The sequence below is a fragment of the Sphaerochaeta sp. UBA5836 genome, from assembly GCF_002432845.1.
GTDB lineage: Bacteria > Spirochaetota > Spirochaetia > Sphaerochaetales > Sphaerochaetaceae > Sphaerochaeta.
Window position 1 is genome coordinate 1 of sequence record NZ_DJGW01000094.1, and the last position, 19,843, is coordinate 19,843.

At 50.7% G+C, this 19,843-nt stretch carries 16 protein-coding genes; 14 read left to right on the plus strand and 2 right to left on the minus strand.

The window, feature by feature from the left end; genetic code table 11:
- The 14 genes from B3F49_RS08690 to murJ form a co-directional block, all read left to right on the plus strand.
- Positions 1–263: hypothetical protein (locus tag B3F49_RS08690; protein ID WP_293910463.1), on the plus strand; the 263-nt coding region annotated here is incomplete at its 5' end.
- Positions 264–314: 51 nt separating this feature from the next.
- Positions 315–779, plus strand: a complete 465-nt coding sequence (locus tag B3F49_RS08695) for a ribosome assembly cofactor RimP (RefSeq protein ID WP_293910465.1) — start codon at positions 315–317, stop codon at positions 777–779.
- Positions 769–2,262, plus strand: coding sequence for a transcription termination factor NusA (gene nusA, locus B3F49_RS08700; RefSeq protein ID WP_293910467.1), 1,494 nt, complete (start codon positions 769–771; stop codon positions 2,260–2,262). Before B3F49_RS08695 ends, nusA begins: the two co-directional genes overlap by 11 nt.
- A 19-nt stretch (positions 2,263–2,281) precedes the next feature.
- A complete protein-coding gene (gene infB / locus B3F49_RS08705) occupies positions 2,282–5,143 on the plus strand; it encodes a translation initiation factor IF-2 (protein WP_293895082.1) in 2,862 nt (953 codons plus the stop codon).
- Positions 5,140–5,502, plus strand: coding sequence for a 30S ribosome-binding factor RbfA (rbfA, locus tag B3F49_RS08710; RefSeq protein ID WP_293895085.1), 363 nt, complete (start codon positions 5,140–5,142; stop codon positions 5,500–5,502). Before infB ends, rbfA begins: the two co-directional genes overlap by 4 nt.
- Complete coding sequence (gene truB / locus B3F49_RS08715; protein WP_293910469.1) at positions 5,486–6,382, plus strand: tRNA pseudouridine(55) synthase TruB; 897 nt, start codon at positions 5,486–5,488, stop codon at positions 6,380–6,382. The genes rbfA and truB overlap by 17 nt, the downstream gene beginning before the upstream one ends.
- A 53-nt stretch (positions 6,383–6,435) precedes the next feature.
- Entirely contained in the window at positions 6,436–7,215 is a 780-nt protein-coding gene (locus B3F49_RS08720; protein ID WP_293895089.1) for an FAD synthetase family protein, read from the plus strand.
- The gene (gene rpsO, locus B3F49_RS08725; RefSeq protein ID WP_293895091.1) at positions 7,212–7,478 is read left to right on the plus strand and encodes a 30S ribosomal protein S15; all 267 of its coding nucleotides are present in this window, start codon (positions 7,212–7,214) and stop codon (positions 7,476–7,478) included. The genes B3F49_RS08720 and rpsO overlap by 4 nt, the downstream gene beginning before the upstream one ends.
- 120 nt (positions 7,479–7,598) lie before the next feature.
- On the plus strand, positions 7,599–9,707 hold the full coding sequence (gene pnp, locus B3F49_RS08730; RefSeq protein ID WP_293910471.1) for a polyribonucleotide nucleotidyltransferase: 2,109 nt from the start codon (positions 7,599–7,601) through the stop codon (positions 9,705–9,707).
- Position 9,708: 1 nt separating this feature from the next.
- The gene (gene dut / locus B3F49_RS08735; protein ID WP_293910473.1) at positions 9,709–10,158 is read left to right on the plus strand and encodes a dUTP diphosphatase; all 450 of its coding nucleotides are present in this window, start codon (positions 9,709–9,711) and stop codon (positions 10,156–10,158) included.
- A gap of 2 nt (positions 10,159–10,160) precedes the next feature.
- On the plus strand, positions 10,161–11,423 hold the full coding sequence (locus B3F49_RS08740) for an LptF/LptG family permease (protein ID WP_293910475.1): 1,263 nt from the start codon (positions 10,161–10,163) through the stop codon (positions 11,421–11,423).
- On the plus strand, positions 11,420–12,505 hold the full coding sequence (locus tag B3F49_RS08745) for an LptF/LptG family permease (protein WP_293895099.1): 1,086 nt from the start codon (positions 11,420–11,422) through the stop codon (positions 12,503–12,505). The genes B3F49_RS08740 and B3F49_RS08745 overlap by 4 nt, the downstream gene beginning before the upstream one ends.
- Before the next feature lie 9 nt (positions 12,506–12,514).
- On the plus strand, positions 12,515–13,636 hold the full coding sequence (gene tgt, locus B3F49_RS08750; protein ID WP_293910477.1) for a tRNA guanosine(34) transglycosylase Tgt: 1,122 nt from the start codon (positions 12,515–12,517) through the stop codon (positions 13,634–13,636).
- On the plus strand, positions 13,614–15,203 hold the full coding sequence (murJ, locus tag B3F49_RS08755; protein WP_293910479.1) for a murein biosynthesis integral membrane protein MurJ: 1,590 nt from the start codon (positions 13,614–13,616) through the stop codon (positions 15,201–15,203). Before tgt ends, murJ begins: the two co-directional genes overlap by 23 nt.
- On the opposite strand, the gene B3F49_RS08760 is transcribed toward murJ, so the two are convergent.
- Positions 15,138–16,841: a glycoside hydrolase family 2 protein gene (locus tag B3F49_RS08760; RefSeq protein WP_293910481.1), complete on the minus strand. Its 1,704-nt coding sequence runs from the start codon at positions 16,839–16,841 to the stop codon at positions 15,138–15,140. The genes murJ and B3F49_RS08760 overlap by 66 nt on opposite strands.
- 65 nt (positions 16,842–16,906) lie before the next feature.
- The gene (gene greA, locus B3F49_RS08765; protein WP_293910483.1) at positions 16,907–19,627 is read right to left on the minus strand and encodes a transcription elongation factor GreA; all 2,721 of its coding nucleotides are present in this window, start codon (positions 19,625–19,627) and stop codon (positions 16,907–16,909) included.
- Positions 19,628–19,843 lie beyond the last annotated feature (216 nt).

Sequence of the window (19,843 nt, forward strand, 5' to 3'; positions counted from 1 at the left end):
CGTATAGACATCGAATGCACCGTTCTCTTTCGATTCAAATGCGCCACCTAACACCTCCAAGAGCAATATTCTCAATCGGCAAGGATCCGCACAACGTTAGTATATTCGACATTCTCTTCCTTGTGTATCTTTTTTTAGACCTTTGTCTTAAGGCAATCTTCCATGGTTGTTCGGTTGACAAACATCAAGCAAGTGCTTACTATGCTAATCAGGATGTGTTTGATTATTGGGGGATCGCCGGTTGGCGCATCCCTTTTTTATGAATTTTTAGGAATGGTATGTTAGCAACAGGAATACAAAAAACAAATTTGTTCATGGAGTATGAGCCACTGCTCAATGCGATGGGAATCGCTCTGGTGGACATCAATCGGGTTGAACGGGGAAAAAACGTCGCCGTTACCATGGTGATACTCGCAAAAGATGATGAGGTGAGCGTCGACCACTGTGCAAAGGTGTACCGTCTTGTCTATCCCCGCATGGAGTTGCAGCTCGGTGAACGCGATTTGCAACTTGAAGTGAGTACACCTGGTCTGCAGCGCAACTTCAAGGACGTATATGAGTTCAGCTTGTTTACGGGCAAGCGAGTAAGAGTATATGATACGAGCAAGGATGCGTGGGTCAGTGGAATCATAGCACAGGCCGACACAACGTCTGTACAGCTCACCCAGGTATATATCGAGGATGCAAAAGAGATGATTGAGACTATGTCTGTAGCTTATGCTGATATTCAGAAGGCGAAGCTTGACTATAGATGGGAGGACGATTCACATGGCAACTGAAATAGGTGACGCTATCCGGAGTATGGTAGCGGAAAAGAACATTTCCGAAGAGCTGGTCATCAGCACCATCGAGGACATACTTCGCGCAGCGTATAAGCGTAAATTCGGTACCGATGAGAATGCAGTCATTGAGTTCAGCGACGACTACATGACGGTCGAGCTATCCAGCCGCAGGAAGATTGTGGATGACGATAATTGGTATAATGAAGTTACTGAGATTCCTCTCAGTGAAGCCAAGGAGATCCATGAGGAGTGTGAGATCGGCGACGAACTGCTTATTCCGGTGGATCTCAAAGAGTTTGACCGCATCAGCGTCCAAAGCGCCAAGCAACGCGCCCATCAGAGCTTCAGAGACATCCAGAAGGATACGCTGTACAGTGAGTACAAGGCCAAGGAAGGCCAGCTGATCATCGGATACTATCGCCGTCAGCTTCCCAACGGTGATATCTATGTGGATATAGGCACAACCGAAGGGTTGCTTCCCAGACGAAACCAATCCAGCCGTGAAAGTTATGGCAGCAATGACAAGATCAAATGCTATGTCGAAAAGGTTGAGAAAGCTGAACGCGGACTTCGTGTTGTTCTCTCCAGAACCAGCCCTGAGTTGATTCGCAAGCTTTTTGAAGTCGAGGTTCCTGAAATTGCACAGAACCAGATCGACATCATCAAGATTGTTCGAGAGGCCGGGTATCGGACAAAGGTGGCCGTTGCCAGCCGCAACGACGATATTGATCCGGTTGGAGCTTGTGTCGGGTTGAAGGGAAATCGAATTCAGACTATCATGAGCGAGATCGAGGGAGAGAAGATCGATATTCTGCGCTATGACACGAATCCTGCCAACTATATCCGCAATGCCCTGTCACCAGCCCAGGTCAAGGATGTCGTGATAATCGACAAGAATATTTATCATGCAGTAGCCATTGTCGAGGATAGTCAGCTCTCCCTGGCAATTGGAAAACAAGGTCTTAATGTCCGATTGGCAAACAAGCTGGTTGACTGGATGATTGATGTAAAAACACAAGCCCAGTTCGATGAGATGGATATCGCAAAGGAAGCCAGATCCAGGGCTGAAAGCATCTTCAGTACCGATGAGCCCATGTTTGAGCCGCAGATTGCCCAGTCGGAGTTTGAGGAGCGTGAAGTTGCCGTTGAGTCGGAAGTCGCGGGCTTTGTCGATGAGGACGAGATTGCACTTTCTGAACTTCCCCTTGATTCCATGCTGCTCAGAAAGCTTCAATTCCACGATGTATATAGTGTTGAAGAGTTCATCAACCTCAGTGATGAGGAGCTGGCCGGATTCGGCGACCTGAGTGAAGAGGAGATCATTGCGATCAAGGACACAATCAACGAGTATGTCGATATCGTTGAGAACGAAGAAGATGGAGAGACCGAATATGTCTGCCCCAATTGCGGTGGCTCCATCACCATGGATATGACCGTGTGCCCCAGCTGTGGAACAGGTCTGGCATTTGAGGTAGAGTAAAACCATCCAAGAGGAAATAATGACGGAAGAGAATAATAAGCCTAAAGCAACGTTGATCAAACATGTAGTAACTCCCTCAGGGCAGAAGGAAGAGAACAAGAGCCCCGCCAAGGAACAAGATACAAAACCCAAAGTTACGGAAAAACGCCGGGTGGTGGTGGTAAAAAAGAAAGTGGTTGTGGTCAAGCCCCAACCCAAGAGTGACTCTGAGCAGGTTGAATCGGAAAGTGTTGTTGAAACACCCAAAGTGGATGAAAGTCCCAAGTCTCATGAAAAACAAGGCACCCAGCAACGCCTCGGTGGTGTGCGCAGAACTCAGCGTCCTGCTTCAGACAAGCTTTCCGCTTCCCCTCTGCATAATGGTCCGGTTGTAATCAGACCGACCAATCTTCCGCCGGTGCCGAATCAGGGACTTACCGTCAAGGACCACGCCGAACTGCAAAATCGTGGACCGGAGAGTGTCAGCGCCCAACAGGCTCCCGTGCCTTCCAGTGGACCGCGTATTGCAGGTACGGTAGGCGGGAGACCTGCTCCAGGAACCAGACCTCCGTATCAGGGCAATAGGCCTGCATCCGGCTATCAGGGACAGAATCCCCGGTATCAAGGCCAAGGTGGCGCACCTTCAGGCCAGGGCTACCAAGGTCAGAATCCCCGTTACCAAGGACAAGGTTATCAGGGACAAAATCCCCGTTATCAGGGCCAGGGTGCTCCTTCCGGTCAGGGCTATCAGGGTCAGAATCCCCGTCCTTCAACTCCTTATCAAGGAACACAGCCTCCCCGTCAGGGTGGTTATCAGAGTCGGCCTCCGTATCAGGGACGTCCTGCCGGCGGTGCACCCGGACAAAGGCCTGCCGGTCAAGGCGGCTTCAGGGGGCAAGGTGCAGGTGGGGCGAGACCTCCCTTCGGACAGCGCCCCGGTGCCGGTCAACGACCCGGCTCAGCTCCCGGATCGCAGGATATGGACACGCTGAATCAGCGCACACCCAAGAAGACCTTTACCAAAAAGAAGGACCAGGCTTCCTATAAGAAGCGGAATGCCGAGGAAGAGAAGGAATTCCAGATCCAGAGAAGGAAGGAACAGGCTGCAGCAAAGCTGGCATCCGTTCCCAAGACCATTGATATGATGGAAGTCATCACAGTCAGTGACCTTGCCAAGAAAATGAATCTGAAAGCGAGTGAAATCATTGCCAAGCTGTTCAAGATGGGAATGATGGTCACCATAAACCAACAAATCGACTTCGAGACTGCTGAAATCATCTGCAGTGAGTACAACTGCAAGGTTCATCTTGTTTCGTTGTACGATGAGACGTTGATCGCCAGTGAACCGGATAGTGAAGAGAATTTGGTTGATCGCGCCCCCATCGTTACCGTCATGGGTCACGTTGACCATGGAAAGACCAAGCTGCTTGATGCCATCCGTTCCACCAAGGTGGCGGAAGGGGAGTTCGGAGGAATCACCCAGCACATTGGTGCATACAAGGTCAACCTTCCGGGCAAGGGAGAAGTGGTGTTCCTCGATACTCCTGGTCACGCTGCATTCTCCATGATGCGTGCCCGCGGTGCACAGGTTACCGATATCGTCATCCTGGTGGTTGCCGCCAATGACGGTGTCATGCCCCAGACCCGTGAAGCCATCGACCATGCAAGAGCTGCAAATGTTCCCATCATTGTAGCGATAAACAAGTGCGACCTTCCCGAGGCAAAACCTGAGCGCGTTATGCAGCAGCTCTCGGATCTCGGATTGATGCCTGAAGAGTGGGGCGGCCAGACGTTGTATTGCCAGATTTCTGCATTGAAGAAACAGGGAATCGATGAACTGCTGGATACCGTTCTACTTCAAGCCGAGATGCTTGAACTGAAAGCCAATGCTGATTGCAGGGCTGAAGGCAAGATCATCGAAAGTCGAATCGACCAAGGACGCGGTATTGTCGCCTCTGTCTTGATCGAGAGGGGAACCTTGAGGCAGGGCGACTACTATGTCGCCGGCATATACCCTGGCAGGGTGCGGGCGATGTTCGACGACAAAGGCCGCAAGATCGAGGAAGCCGGTCCGTCCACACCTGTCGAGATCATCGGCTTGAGTGACATCCCCGGCGCCGGCGATCCGTTCCAGGTAACCGAAGATGAGCGTCAGGCCCGTCAGGTTGGTGCAAAACGACAGGAACTGGAACGCCTGGGAGACAGCCGCAATGTGAAGAAGGTCACCCTTGACAACCTCTATTCGAAGATCAAGGAAGGAGCCATACAGGAGTTCAACGTCATCATCAAGGGTGACGTCCAGGGTTCCGTCGAAGCGTTGCAGGGTTCTCTTGAGAAACTTTCCAATGAAGAGATCCACCTCAATGTCATCCGTGCAAGCGCCGGTGCAATCATCGAGAGTGATGTCACCTTGGCCAGCGCCTCTGATGCATTGATCATCGGTTTCAACGTAAGGCCTACGCCCCGTGCACAGGCTTTGGCCGACCAGGAAAAGATTGAGATCCGCAAGTACAACATCATCTATGATGTGGTGGATGATATCCGCTTGGCAATGGAAGGCATGCTGAGTCCTGAAGTACGGGAGGTTGAGATTGGAACCGTTGAGGTCCGCGACACCTTCAAGGTACCCAAGGTGGGAACCATTGCCGGTTGTATGGTTACCAAGGGCAAGATCAAGCGCAACAGTCTGGTCAGGGTCATCCGTGATTCCATCCAGATCAACAGCGAGATGATCAGGATTTCGAGCTTGAAGCGTTTCAAGGACGATGCCAAGGAAGTAGCTGAAGGCTTCGAATGTGGCGTTGGTCTTGAGAACTTCAACGACCTGCATGTAGGTGATATTCTTGAGGTTGTCGAAACCGAGGAAATAGCCCGCAAGCTGGAGAGCAATGAAAGAATATGAGTGAATACAGTCAGAAACGCATAGAAGCAAGACTCTCCGAGGCGATCAGCACGCTGATCGTCACCGGGGAGATCAAGTCTCCCATGGTGAGCACCTTGTGCTCGGTCAGCAGGGTGCAACTTTCGGTGGATAATGCATTTGCCACCGTCTATATCTCGAGTGTCCTGGATGATGATTCTTTGCAGGCAAGTGTTGAAGCCCTGCAAAAGGCAAGTGGATTCATCCAAAAACGGGTAGGGGCCTTTCTGAAGACCAGGAATACCCCGGTATTGACGTTCAAGGCCGATGTCTCCCTCAAGGAGGGGCAGAAAATCAATGCCCTGATTGATACACTGGTGGAAGATGGGAACAAACGCTAGCATTCTTCTCATCAACAAGAAACCTGGCATTACCAGTTTTTCGTCCCTCAATGATATCAAGCGTACCATCGAAGCCAAAGTGGGCCACGCCGGTACGCTTGATAAGTTTGCCCAGGGACTCTTGATAGTTTTGACGGGAAGCATGACGAGATTGAATGTGTTGTTCTCCTCAATGGACAAGACATATCGGGCACAGATTGCCTTCGGCTCGGAGACCGACACCCTCGATCCGGAGGGACAAGTCATCGCCGTCGCCGATGTTCCCGGGTATGAGCGGATACAGAAGTCGATTCCCTCTTTCATCGGCAGCCTCGAGCAACAACCCCCACAGTACAGTGCGCTGCATATCAACGGGAAAAGGGCGAGCGATCTGGCCCGCAGGGGCCATGAGGTGCAGATGGCCAAGCGTCCCATCACCGTCTACAGCTTTGAACCGGTTTCTTATGAACAGGGAATACTTGTTGCCGACATCCATGTATCGAAAGGCACCTATATTCGTTCACTGGCCCGCGATTTAGGCTTGGCAGCAGGCAGCCGGGCTCATCTTGTCGGCCTTACGCGCACCGCAATCGGTCCGTTCCACCTCAGTGAGGCGGTGGACGCCAAACAGAGGGAAAGCCTTCTTGCCTCGATGGGGCGAACCGATGCATTGTTGAAACGTGTAGCATCGGTGAGTATCTTTGAAGTAGAGGATGAGCAGGAGCTCTTCCGCCTTGCAAATGGTTCTTTTCCTCGCGCTGTCAAGGTGATTCGCCAAAGTGATGAGGAAACCTATGGCGCCCTGTATAGCACAGATGGAGTGCTTCGGGCCGTTGCAGATATGAAAGAAGGACGGATTATTGCTCAAATCCATCCATATCGCAAGGAGATAGTAGGGTGAAACGATACGATTTCATGCATCTTTCAGCTCATCCCGTACTGTGGCAGCAGAACATGTCTGTATGCATCGGCGTGTTCGATGGGCTACACAGAGGCCATCAGGCAATCATCAAGCGTTGTGTCGAACTTGCCAAAGTCCAGGACTATCAAAGCATGGTAATTACCTTCAATAAGAATCCAAAGATGCTTATGAAATCCCAACCCTACCATTCCAAGCTGGCAAGTGATGCCCAAATTGAGGAATTACTTGAAAATATCGGGGTTGATCACCTTGTTGTCATTGACTTTTCTGCTGATTTCAGTAAACTCACAGCTGAGGAGTTCCTCACTTTGGTTTGTGCGTTTTGCCAAGTCAAAGTGATGGTTGTCGGTGAGGATTTCCGCTGCGGTGCCCCGGCTTCAAGTGCCGGACCTGTTCAGCTGCAGGAATATCTATCCCGATTGTCGCCTGGCGCATATGTTGAGATTCCCCCGTTTGTATTGAATGCAGATGGAGAAATCACCTCAAGCACCATGGTGCGTAAAAAACTTCTTGAGGGCGCTTTGGAAGAGGTCCAAAGTATGCTCGGCAGGCCTTATGAATTGGATTTAGTGGCGTATCCCTCTAAGTTCACTGAAGAAGGCTTGCTGTACAGAACTGCATCCTTCATGCAACTGTTGCCTCCGGCCGGTGTGTATGATGCCTTGCTTTCGCTTTCAGACGGGTCTGTCGTAGAGGTTCATGCACACCTTGGTGAGGATGACTTGTTGATAGTACCGGCAAAAGCGATGTGGGATTGGCTTGCTGTTCGTACAAAAAGACTTAGCTTTCAGGCTAAGGGGAGTATTTCATGATTTCCAAGGAACAGAAACAAGAGATCATTGCCAAGTTTGGCGGTGATGAGAAGAACACCGGTTCGACCAAGGCTCAGATTGCCCTGCTTACCGCCCGCATCAATGACCTGCAGCCGCACTTCAAGAAGAATCCGAAGGACCATGCAGGAACCAGAGGCTTGCTTCTGATGGTCGGTCAGCGCAGACGGTTGCTCAAGTATTTGAGGAATACCGATATCGAAGCCTACCGTTCTCTGATTGCCGAACTCGGCCTGAGAAAGTAGTCGTGGTGTTGCATTCGTAAAAATGTATGAATAGCTCCGATGGCTTTTCAGGCCGTTGGAGCTATTTTATTTCAATAGTGTCTAAGAAAGAACGTAAAGAACAAAGAAAGGAACAAGAAGATGGAAGTAAAAAAAGTATCTGTACGGATAGGAGATTCCGATCTGGTGTTTGAAACCGGAAAAATCGCCAAACAGACCAGTGGTACCGTGTATGCCCATTATGAGGGTAGTGCCGTTATTGCAACTGTATGCTGCGGGAAAGAGCCGAATGAAGCTCTGGATTATGTCCCCTTAAGCGTTGAATATAATGAGAAATACTATGCCGCCGGCAAAATCCCCGGTGGGTTCCTCAAGCGGGAAGCCCGCCCCAAGGACAAGGAAATATTGGTTAGCCGCCTCATCGACCGCCCGATGCGCCCTCTCTTTGACAAGGCGTTCGGCCGTGAGATCCAGGTGGTTCCCACCGTCGTCTCCTCCGATATGAACAACACCCCTGACATCATTGCCATCAATGCTGCCAGCGCTGCGGTTACCATCAGTGACATTCCCTTCAACGGGCCCATTGCTGCAGTTCGCATCTCCATGGTGGATGGTGCTTATGTTGTCAACCCTACCTTCAGCCAGATTGAGCGTGCAACCCTGGACATCGTCGTAGCTGGTACACGCGATGGTATTACCATGGTTGAAGGCGGAGCGAAGGAAGTGAGCGAGGAAGTGATGCTTGCAGCAATTGCCGCCGCACAACCGTTCATCACCAAGCTCTGCGATGCCCAGCTTGAGCTTCGCAAGATTGCAGGCAAGGAAAAACTCCCTGTCCTGACCCCCACTGTCGATCTCTCCTGGATCGAGCCGGTTCGCCACTATGCGTATCCCTTGATCAAGGAAGCCTCTTTCGTAAAAGGAAAAATGGAACGCTATGCCGCTCTTGCCAAGGTTCAGGCTGAAGTACGGGAGAAGTTCCAAGACCTGATCGATGAGGATTCCAAGCGCGATGGTCAGCTCGCAACCCTGTTCGAGGACCTTGAGTACGAAATTCTTCGTTCCTCGATCCTCAACGACGGCAAGAGAACCGACGGACGCAAAGTCGATCAGATCAGGCCCATCAGCTGCGAGGTAGGGGTACTGGAAAGAACCCATGGTTCCGCTCTATTCACCCGTGGAGAGACTCAGGCATTGGCAGTAACCACCCTCGGTACCGCAAGTGACGAGCAGATGTTCGATACCATCGATGGTGAGAAGAGTTACAGCTCCTTCATGCTGCATTACAACTTTCCTCCGTACAGTGTCGGTGAGTGTGGAAGGCTGAGTACCGGAAGGCGTGAAATCGGTCACGGTCACTTGGCCCAGCGTGCACTGGAAGCAATCGTTCCCACCAAGGAGTCCTTCCCCTATACCATTCGGGTAGTCAGTGAGATCTTGGAATCCAACGGATCCTCCTCCATGGCATCGGTTTGCGGTGGTTGTCTCTCCCTGATGGATGCAGGTGTTCCCATCAAGAAGCCGGTGGCAGGTATTGCCATGGGTCTTATCACCGAAGGTGCAGATTACTCCAAGTATGTCGTTCTCAGCGATATCCTGGGTGAAGAAGACCACCTCGGCGACATGGACTTCAAGGTTGCAGGCAGCCGTGACGGCATCACCGCTTTCCAGATGGACATCAAGATTGCAGGAGTAACCCCTGAAATCATGAAGAAAGCTCTTGAGCAGGCCAAGCAGGGCAGAATGCACATTCTTTCCATTATGGAAGGAGCTCTGGCCACTTCTCGTAAGGAAATCAGCGAATATGCTCCCAAAATCCTTACCATGAAGGTGGATGAAGAGAAGATTGGAGCTGTCATCGGAACCGGTGGAAAGACGATCAAGGCCATCGCCAGCCAGAGCGGTGCCGAGGTCAATATTGCAGATGACGGAACCATCACCATCTATGGCAGGAACAATGCTTCCGCCCAGTTGGCGAAGGAACTGGTCAAGTCAATCGTTGAGGAACCGGAAGTCGGCCGTATTTATGAGGGAACCGTGAAGCGGATCATGGACTTCGGTGCCTTTATTGAAATCCTGCCTGGCAAGGAAGGACTTTGTCATATTTCCAAGCTTGCGAAGACCCGTGTGCAGAATGTAGAGGATGTACTGAAAGTAGGCCAGGTTGTTCCGGTGAAGCTCATTGAGATTGACCGTCAGAACCGTCTGAACCTCAGCTACATCGATGCCATCGAGGCAAAGTCGAAGTAAGATGGAAATTGTTTCGATTACGGTGCCTGTAGTCAAGCTACGACCGGAAGCACTGCTTCCGGTCTATGGGACTGCAAGCAGCGCCGGTGCCGACCTTTCCGCCTGCCTTGATGAAGATGTGGTGATTTGCAGCGGCTGCCATGCCATGATCCCCACAGGCCTGAGCATTCAGCTGCCGACCGGGTACGAGGCTCAGGTGAGACCGCGAAGCGGGCTGGCTGCCAAGCATGGCTTGACTGTGCTGAACAGTCCCGGCACGATCGATGCTGATTACCGTGGTGAAGTCTGTGTACTTCTTATCAACCATGGAAAGCAGGACGTACGCATTCATCACGGCGATCGTATCGCCCAGATGATCATCGCACGATGTGAACAAGCTTCCTTCACTGAAACGATCAGCTTGGATGCAACAGAGCGGGGAAGTGGAGGTTTTGGTTCGACGGGAGTATAGCTTTGGCTTCATCCGCTCGTTTTTCACTTGTATATCGCCACGTTGGAAGAGAGTATGTGCTCTCTTTTGTCGTGGCGTTCTTTTTCTTCTTTTTCATTTTTTTCATCAACCAGATTCTCTTGATCGCCCAAAGGATCCTGCTCAAGCAAGTAGATTATCTTGCGGTGTTTCAGCTGGTGTTGCTCTCCATTCCCCAATTTCTTTTGTACACCTTTCCGTTCAGCTCGTTGACTGCCAGCAGCATGGTCATCGGCGACCTCTCGGGAAATAATGAAATCTTGGCGATCCGAAGCAGCGGCATCTCCCTCAAACATGTATTCTTCCCGATCATTGTCATCTCCCTGGTGTTTTCCCTTTTGACATTTCTTACCGCCGATAAAGCCCTTCCTTGGAGCACCAAGAAGTATCGTGAGCTCTACACCGACCTGATGCGCGACCTTCCCACCCTCGAACTTCGGGCGAACAGCACCAATACCATTGCCGATACCGTGATGGTCAACAAGCAGGTGGAGGGAAATATTGTACATGACGTTGTTCTCTTCGAAACCTCATCATCCAGGGAAGGACAAATCATCAGTTCGCCAAAGGCGGAGGTCTCCCTGTATGACCTGCAGTCCTTCATCTACCAGCTCAAGCTGGATGAACCGATAATCCTGAAAAGCGAATCGAACCAGGGTTGGGCTCTCTCAAAAGCCGAATCTGCCCAGTTCTACCTGAATTTCTCCAATCAGATTGCCAGTATTGCATCGGCTTTGCCTTCCCAGCTTTCCATCAAGGAACTGCAACAGAATATCGAGATACACAAGGCTGCATTTCTTGAAGAAAAAAAACGGTATGAAGAGAAGATCAGGACACTCGAGCTCTCGCTTTCTCTCTTGCTTGAAGAGACAAAAACTGATGCAAACGTGGATGTCTCGCAGATGGAAAAAGTGCAGGAGGAGCTGAAACAGCTCAAAGCGCAAAAGCCGATCAATTTCTATTACCAATATTACCGGGCTGAACTGCACAAAAAGTATGCACTCAGTGCTGCTTGTTTCATGCTTGTTTTTCTTACCTTCTCGCTCTCCTTCTTCCGCGTCAAGCATGGACGGCTCATAGGATTCGGCTTATCCATGCTGGTTGCAGTCCTGTACTGGTACCTGTTGTTCTTCGCACAGATGCAAATATTCTCGCTTTCCATTACACCGGCCATCCTGATCTGGTCACCGAACCTCATCATGTTCATCAGCGGCCTTGTGCTTTTGCTGCATGCGAGGCGCCTATGAAGCTGATAGACCGACACATCATCAGCAGTATCACCATGGTCGCTTTTGCAACCTTGCTGCTCTGCACACTGATGCTGCTCAGCGTTGACTTGTTCGCAAATCTCGACTCCTACCTTACCCGCAGCATCTCCTATCCGGTAATAGCAAAACTCACCCTGCTTTATGCCCCGGAGGCTGTTCTCTTCGCCCTCGGACCTTCATTGTTGTTCTCGGCATCGTTCTTTCTATCACAGATGCAAGCCAACAACGAAATGATCTGCCTTTTGGGCAGCGGTCACTCATACCGAAGAATCGTCGTCCCCATCCTGGCACTCGGCCTGGTATTTTCAGGGATGCAATTCTTCTTTTCCGAGTATGTCCACATACCGCTCAGCAAAGAGCGGGAAGCTTTGGAAGACTCGCTGTTTGGACTACGCAGCACCTACGATAATCGAAACATCACCTTGCGTGACCCGGAGGGTTCCTATGTGGTTCATGCCCTTCAATACAGTGAAAAGGAGAAGCGTCTGGCCCAGGTAATGCTGGTTCTTATCGATGAAAATGGCTCGCTGAAGACCCGAATCGATGCTGTATGGGCATATTGGGAGGAGGAACAGGGCATTTGGAGATTGGAACAGGTGCGAGAGCAGGAGATAGACACTGCAACCATGGTAGTCAACCAAACCGAGAACCCTACGATGTATGTACCGAGTTTCACGCTTCAGCCATCGTACTTCAGAAACCTTTCCAACGACATCAAGACCATGGAATTAAGGACAGCCATGCACTACCTTGCCAGAATCAAGGAGCTGGACCCCAATCGGTATCCTGAACTCGCCACCGATTTTGCCAAACGGCTCATGGAGTCTCTGACTCCCTTGGTGATGCTGTTCATCGCCTGTGCCATCAGCTACAAATACAAGAAAAATGTGCTGCTGTTCTCCATCATCACCAGCCTTGGCCTGGCGGTCATCTATTATGTCGTGCAAATGGTGACCTTGATCATGGCAAAGCAAGCGGTGATCGGCCCGTTTTGGGGTATGGCAATCCCCATGATTGTGATAGTATGCATAGCACTGGCGGAACGAGTCGCTATACGATAGAGGATACCAATGAAGATATTTCAGCAGTTGCACCAGGATACCACCAGTAAAGCCCGTCTCGGTCTCTTGACGCTCGGCCACGGTCAGGTGGAAACCCCTGTTTTCATGCCTGTCGGTACCAATGGTACGGTCAAGGGCATGTTTCATGAAGATGTCGAAAAAATCGGGTACAATTTGATTCTCGGCAATACCTACCACCTGTATTTGCGTCCTGGACTCGAGGTTCTTTCCCAATTCGGAGGGTTGCACTCCTTCTCCAACTGGAGCGGAAACCTGTTGACCGACAGTGGAGGCTTTCAGGTATTCAGCCTTTCAGGGCTCAGGAAGATCGGGGAGAAGGGGGTGACCTTCCAGAGCCATGTTGATGGATCGAAGCATATATTCACGCCCGAAAGTGTCGTCGACACCCAAAAAATCATCGGCTCAGACATAGCCATGTGCCTGGATGTATGCACTCCGCCACAGATCGACCACCGTGCCGCGACCGAAGCAATGCATATCACCCATGCCTGGGCGAAACGGGCGTGGGAACATCGGCTTCTTTTGGGTGAAGCATTCAAGGGGAATTTGTTCGGCATCGTGCAGGGCAATTTTTATGAGGACTTGCGAAAACAGAGTGCAGAGTTCTTCAACGAGATGGACTTCCCCGGTATTGCAATCGGAGGCCTCAGCGTAGGGGAGACTGCAGAGCAGTTCGTACACTATCTGCAGTACACTGCGGATTTGGTCACCCGTGACAAGCCCAGGTATGTGATGGGCATCGGAAGCCCCGACTACATCCTGGAGGCTGTTGAGAACGGCATCGATATGTTCGACTGCGTCCTGGCGACCAGGATGGCCCGCAACGGTGCCGTATTTACCGATGATGGGGTGGTGACGCTGAAAAAGGCGATCCATAAGTTCGACCAACGTCCCATCGAGGAGGGATGTACCTGCCGCGCATGTACCCAGTACAGCCGGGCATACATGCACCATATGGTCAAGACCGGTGAGATGCTCGGGGGCATGCTTGCAACCCAGCACAACCTCACGTATTTCTACCGCCTCATGCAGCAAGTCAGGCAGGCCATCAGGGAGAACAGATTTGCATCCTTCAAGAGAGACTACCTTGCACGATTCTACACAAAGTAGCAGGACAGCAAGAAACAGCCTGTTGATCATGGTCTGCACCTTGCTCAGCAGGCTGCTGGGCATTGTCAAGGCACGGGTGATCGGCTCGGTATTCGGCGCCACCGGCGTTGCCGATGTGATCAACTTCACCTTCAACATCCCCAACAACTTTCGCAAGCTCTTTGCCGAAGGCACAGTCAATGCCGCCCTGATCCCTGCATTTTCATCGCTGTTGGGCCGAAACGAGAAGCAACGCTCATTCCATCTCTTTGCCCTCTTGTGCACGTTCCAGAGCATACTGCTCATCCCCCTGGTGGTGGTCTCATACTGCTATGGAGAGCCCTTGATCGCGTTTCTCAGCGACTTCGATGCCGATCAAATCCGATTGGGTGGACAATTGCTGCCATTCTTCATGGTCTATCTCGCCACCATCAGCCTGGCTTCCATATTCAACGGGGTCCTGCAAGCGCATCAGAATTTTTTGCATGCCTACCTCTCTCCCTTGTTTTTTTCCCTGTGCGTCATATTCGGGGTATGGTTTTTGTCAGAGCGTTTCCAAGCGATGAGCATGGCGTATTCTGTGCTTGCCGGAGGGCTGTTGCAAGGCAGTTACTCCTACTTGATGGTCAGGCGATACGGGTATCGGTTCAAACCGACCCTGCGGACCCGGAACGCCCCCTTCAAGGAGGTTTTTGGTGCATGGGCATTGGTTTCGTTGGGCATGGGGATGCAGATTGTCACCCAGATGGTGAGTTTCCTGTTCGCCTCGCATTTGAGCGAGGGGAGTGTGACGGCTTTCAGCAATTCCACGATTTTCTACCAGACACCGTATGGCATTTTCTTCAATGCAATCGCTGCAGTGAGCCTGCCTTTGATGAGCAGGGCATCTGCAGCACACGATGTGCCTGCATTGAGAACCTATACCCGCAACGCACTGCTCAGCTTGCTGGCACTGTTGCTCCCCAGTTCCATACTCCTGTTCTTTCTCAGCCGGGAGAGCGTCAGTGTGGTGCTGCAGACCGGAAACTATACGTTGGAGGATGCACACCTGACTGCCTTGGTACTCAGGCCGTATCTGGTTTTCATGGTATTCAGCGCTTGGTACGCCCTTTTATTGCGACTCGGGTACAGTGCCAACCGCCATGCACTGATGACTCGCATCGTATTCTTGCAGAACCTGCTCGATATCGTCTTGATGTGGATATTCCTCAAACTTGGCTTGGACATCGTTTCCCTTCCGCTTGCAAACGGAATCTCCTACACCATTGGTGTATGCGTCCTGCTCTTCCTCCTCAGGGACCTCTACCCATTGACAAAGGATGCACAGTTATTCAAAGGTCTTTTCACAATCATTCTTGCCAATGTCCCGATTCTGGCATTCTGCGTTTTCTACCACAACCTCGGATTGACCTGGCATGAGCGTGGTTCAAATCTTGCAAATCTGGCCTATCTTGTTCTTATCGGAGTTGCAGCTCTCTGCATTCTCCTGCTCTCCTACAAAGCTGCGCGGATTCCCTTGTTTTCACTCTTGCGTACCAAGAAGAAGGGCGGCGACCTGCAGGGCGACAACCTCATCAACCTTGACTGAGAGCCGGTCGAATGTCACCAGTCCGTTGAGTTCCTGCTGTACATCGGAAAACTGAGTGTACACGGAAGCTGCAAGTCCTTTTTTCTTTGCCGGCACCACCTGGTCGGCGTACAGGTCGAAGAAAGCGTCAGCGAATGTTTTGCGGTCGGTGAATTTTTTGTAGCCGAAGATTTTTGTTTGGTCATCGTGTCCGTCCTCCCGATAGGCATACCCGCCGAACTCAGAGAGGATGACCACCCTGCCCAAAGGGTCGGGGGTGTGCCGATAGGCTTTGAAGTAGACATGTCGCGAACTGAAGCTGCCGATTTTCTGGTCATACCATCCGCTTGTTGGATCGATGGTACGGCTGCCGTCCAGCGACTGGACCAGGCTCAGCATGCGTTGTGTGTCGAATTGCCCCCAACCTTCATTGAAAATCACCCACATCGCGATGCTCGTACAGTTGGACAAGGTTTGAATCATCTGCGTCAATTGTTCCTCAAAATCCTTGCGATACTGTTCATCCTGACTGCCGAGCAGCGTGTAGCAAGAATCGGGGACGGAAAATCCTTTGAGAAAGAGAGGACCGCTCATGATCGGCTGGAACGGCTTTCTTCCCCCGCTTACCATATCCTGCCAAACAAGCAGGCCGAGCCGGTCACAGTGATGGTACCAGCGCAGGTTTTCCACTTTGGCATGCTTGCGAACCATGTTGAAACCAAGCTTCTTGATCAGCAAGAGATCGTCGATCATGGCCTGGTCGGTGGGAGGGGTGTAGAGGCTGTACGGCCAGTAACCCTGGTCGAGAATGCCGTGATGGTAGTAGGGCTTGCCATTCAGGCACAACTTCCCGTCCTCGACACAGAAGCTGCGGATTCCTACATAACTCTCTACTACATCCTCACCAAGGGTTACGGTGAAAGGGTAGAGATAGGGGTCTTCAGGAAGCCAGGGATGCACCTCGTCGACTTGGCAATGGAGTCTTTGGCCGCTCAGGCCCTTGACCTTTCTTTTCCCGTCGAGGTAGGAAATCACGACTTCCAAGCCGTCCTCGTCGGCTTCTACGGTTACATGCCAGCACCGCTGCTCGAGGTTGCTTGCAATAATCAAACGCTTGATATAGTGCTGGCTCACCTGTTCCAGCCAAACACTCTGGTATATTCCGCTTTGTCCGCTGTAGAAAATTCCACTAGCCGTTCGAGCTTGTTTTCCTCGGATGATGCTTTGACTGTCACAAGGATCCTGAACTTGGACGATCAGCTCATTTTCCTGTTTGACCGCGTCGCTGATATCAAATGAAAAGGGAAGGTATCCGCCCCGGTGGCTGCCGATGCACATCCCATTAAGATATACGATACAGAAGTGATCCACCGCCTCGAAGTGCAAAATGGTTCGTTTCCCGCTATCAAGGGGGATGGTGAACGTCCGTCGGTAACTTATGGTCTGGTCGACTCCGACACGCTTCTCCAATCCGGAAAGTTTGGTTTCCGGGGAGAAGGGCACTACGATTGAATATGGATAGAGGTCGGGAAGGCTCGGGTCGTCGGCGATGGCACACTCCCAAATGCCATTGAGGGAGAAGTAGGAGGAGCGTACCATTTGCGGGCGGGGATACTCCGGCAATATCTGATCGGCATCGATTGGATAACGGTTTTGCATGCAATCATACTACCATGGACAATACGAAGGCCCCAGTCTTTTTTGCAACCGGGGCCTTGCTTCACTTAAAAGTCCAAAACAGTGAGTTCCTTGACGGTGAAATCGTAGTTCTGCTCGTTGAGCACAAACGCAAAGCGTTCTCCTTTCTGATGGTTGAGCAGCGCTCTTCCAAACGGAGCCGAGAGATTGATGATGTTCTCATCGGGGTTCGACTCCCAAGGACCCATGATGGTATAGACTACCTCCTGCTCCTTTATGTGGTCGAACAGAACAACCTTGGTGCCGAAGCCGATTTTGTCAGGGTCGACTTTGTCCTTGGTGATGACGGTTGCCCGGTCAATTTCTTCCGCAAGGCGGCGAAGCGTGTTGTTCAAAAGGCTTTGCTTCTCCTTGCCGTACTTATACTCGCTGTTCTCCCGAAGGTCTCCCATCTCACGAGCCATTCCAATCTCACGGGCGACTTCCGGCAGTTCTACATGCTGGATGTGCTCCAGCTCCTTCTTCTTGGCTTCCAAGGAAGCTGCTGTGCAGAAGAGCCCGGTGGGAACAACCGATTCCTTATCGATGGGCATCACCTCATCAAAGAACTTGAAGGACGGAAACTTCTCACTGATGGCATGCTTGATCTCGATCTTCTTGCCCCCGGGCAGGTCGAACACGTTTGCCACAAGACTGTAAATTTTTTGCGCGTTTTCTTCCTTTCCTTGCTCGATGTACTTGAAAATGTCATTCTCATCGAAGAGCAATCCCATCAAGGTTTTTGCGTTCTTGCGGTTCTCCTGCACATCCTTCCTGTTGTCGATGCAACGATTGGTATAGTCGAGCATTTGCAGTTTGGTGAAGAGCAACTGTTCTTCGCTGATCCCGGCCTTGGCCCATAACTTCGGTTCGCCATTCTTCAACAGATAGAGCAGGGTGTTGCCTTTCTCCTTGAAATTCTCGACGGCATCCTTATAGACTTTCACAAAATCATTGGTCTTTTTGTTTTGTCTGAAGATATCTGGGATGTAACCGGTCAGGTAATAGGGGAACAACTGTACCAAAACCTTCGGCCAATTGTCGATTTCCTCCACTACATGGTCGATGAAGCTCTTCTTCAGCTCGGAATCCTTGATGGCGGCAAAACAAGTCTCGATATTGTCGGCTCTCTCATAGAGCAGGGAAAATGTCAGGCTTTCAGGCATGTTTATAAAATTCATGTTCTGTTTCTTCACCAAGTCTTCAAGCAACAGGAAGGAGCTGAAAGTGATGTCGGTGGCCGTTACGATCGGCTTTGGGGATCCATTCTCCTCAAGGAAAATATCCCTGAAGTATTTGACCATCTCGAAAAAGAAGTCGCTTTCAACATCACCCTTGCTTGCGATGAAATCCTTAAGGCTCTTGATCTTATCATAGAAGTCTTTCTCTCCTCTGAAGACAGAGAGCTGCTTCTCCTCGTAACTGACGGGAGTGGACCGAAGCAAATATGTGTCAGTCTCATTGTTAGAAAGATCGAAAAGAGGATTGTTCATCAGTTCTTTCTTGGCTTGATTGAGCCAGGGAGTCCACTCCTTGGCATCAAGGATGGAAGGAACCAACTCATTCTTCATCTCCTTGAGACTGATTTTTCCGCCATTGCTGGACATCAGGGTGTTCAACGTCCAGGTAACGTCTTCTTGTACTTTCTTATTAAGCTTCTCACGGGGGAGGACGCTCTTGAGAACCCAGATATGACTCTTGGGCAGGGCCTGCAGACTCTTGAAAGCCATGGAGGTGGATAGCCTTGATCCCTCCTTGGTACTCTGGCCGGCAAAATCGACAATTACATCATTCTCATCGATGGATCTGATGCGGCCGATGCGGTTGGTGCTGTTTTGAAAGACAAAGGTACCCTTGTCAAAAGCGATGTTCGTCTCAAAATCTTCGATGCTGTGCAGCACATCCCGGGTGAAATTGCTGGTCAGGGCGCTGCTTTCCAGACAATTCTTCAATCTGGAATGGGTCTTGTACTTGGTTTTATAGCTTCTGATCAGATTCTCACGGGCAAAGGAATCCTCGCGGTCGAGAAACAACATTTTCTTCTGGCATTCGATCTGGCGATCGATGTCTTCCTTGTTTGCAAGCTCAAGATCACGCAACAAGGCGATTGCGGTACTTTTGCTGATGAGTGCCACTTGGTCCGCCACCGACATGAAGTAGCCGAAATTTTCTCCTTCAAGCTCGAGCATGGCGAGAAACAGACTGCGGATTGAAGAAACGTCCTTGCGCTTTATCAAGCGATGCACGGCTTTCTTGTAGAACCCAATCGCCTTGTCCTTGAATCCCTTCTGGTTCGCATGAACGGCAAGGGAGCGGACGATGTCCACCTCCTCATAATCGACCTTGACCAATCGTTCCCACATGGCGAACTTCTCATCCTCCCTGCCGGTCTGTTCATAGCAGGAAGAGAGCAGGCGAAGGGCATGCTTGTTTTCACTGCGGCTCAAAATCTTGTTGCAGAGCATCTCAACGACATTCCACTTCTTGTTCTCCATGAACATCTCAATGAGATTGAGAAGCTGGAGATAGTCATCCGCACCTTTTCGTTCCAATTGAATGGAACCACTGAGGTACATTGCAATGATACTGTTGCGCTCTCGCTCAGCGAGGTGCTTGTCACATAGGTTTTTTACCTCGGTCTTCTGCTCCTCATCCAACTCCTTGATTTGTTCATCAAGAGTCTGAAAGCTGTTGACCGTATAGGTTTGCACCGTAGTTCTTGTCCACTGCTCTTCTTTCAGTAAGTTCTCAATCTCATGGAATCCCATGGCTTCCTCCAACTATATTTATCCATATTCTCAGACGTAAAAGAAACCGGGCAGACCGGGTCATAGTCTGCTCGGGTTTGTCATCACAAGCTACTGTGTTCACTATACCACGCTTTGAAAAAACTAGCAATTGATTTTCAGAAAGGCCTAAAACATATTAACAAATATATAGTATTATTGCGATAAATGACATTGCAAAACCTCTTTCTACCTGCT

What these genes read in the sequence shown, in the direction of transcription:
- B3F49_RS08695 (WP_293910465.1), top strand. Translation starts at nt 315, where the DNA reads ATGGAGTATGAGCCACTGCTCAATGCGATGGGAATCGCTCTGGTGGAC.
- nusA (WP_293910467.1), top strand. Translation starts at nt 769, where the DNA reads ATGGCAACTGAAATAGGTGACGCTATCCGGAGTATGGTAGCGGAAAAG.
- infB (WP_293895082.1), top strand. Translation starts at nt 2,282, where the DNA reads ATGACGGAAGAGAATAATAAGCCTAAAGCAACGTTGATCAAACATGTA.
- rbfA (WP_293895085.1), top strand. Translation starts at nt 5,140, where the DNA reads ATGAGTGAATACAGTCAGAAACGCATAGAAGCAAGACTCTCCGAGGCG.
- truB (WP_293910469.1), top strand. Translation starts at nt 5,486, where the DNA reads ATGGGAACAAACGCTAGCATTCTTCTCATCAACAAGAAACCTGGCATT.
- B3F49_RS08720 (WP_293895089.1), top strand. Translation starts at nt 6,436, where the DNA reads ATGTCTGTATGCATCGGCGTGTTCGATGGGCTACACAGAGGCCATCAG.
- rpsO (WP_293895091.1), top strand. Translation starts at nt 7,212, where the DNA reads ATGATTTCCAAGGAACAGAAACAAGAGATCATTGCCAAGTTTGGCGGT.
- pnp (WP_293910471.1), top strand. Translation starts at nt 7,599, where the DNA reads ATGGAAGTAAAAAAAGTATCTGTACGGATAGGAGATTCCGATCTGGTG.
- dut (WP_293910473.1), top strand. Translation starts at nt 9,709, where the DNA reads ATGGAAATTGTTTCGATTACGGTGCCTGTAGTCAAGCTACGACCGGAA.
- B3F49_RS08745 (WP_293895099.1), top strand. Translation starts at nt 11,420, where the DNA reads ATGAAGCTGATAGACCGACACATCATCAGCAGTATCACCATGGTCGCT.
- tgt (WP_293910477.1), top strand. Translation starts at nt 12,515, where the DNA reads ATGAAGATATTTCAGCAGTTGCACCAGGATACCACCAGTAAAGCCCGT.
- B3F49_RS08760 (WP_293910481.1), bottom strand. Translation starts at nt 16,841, where the DNA reads ATGCAAAACCGTTATCCAATCGATGCCGATCAGATATTGCCGGAGTAT.
- greA (WP_293910483.1), bottom strand. Translation starts at nt 19,627, where the DNA reads ATGGGATTCCATGAGATTGAGAACTTACTGAAAGAAGAGCAGTGGACA.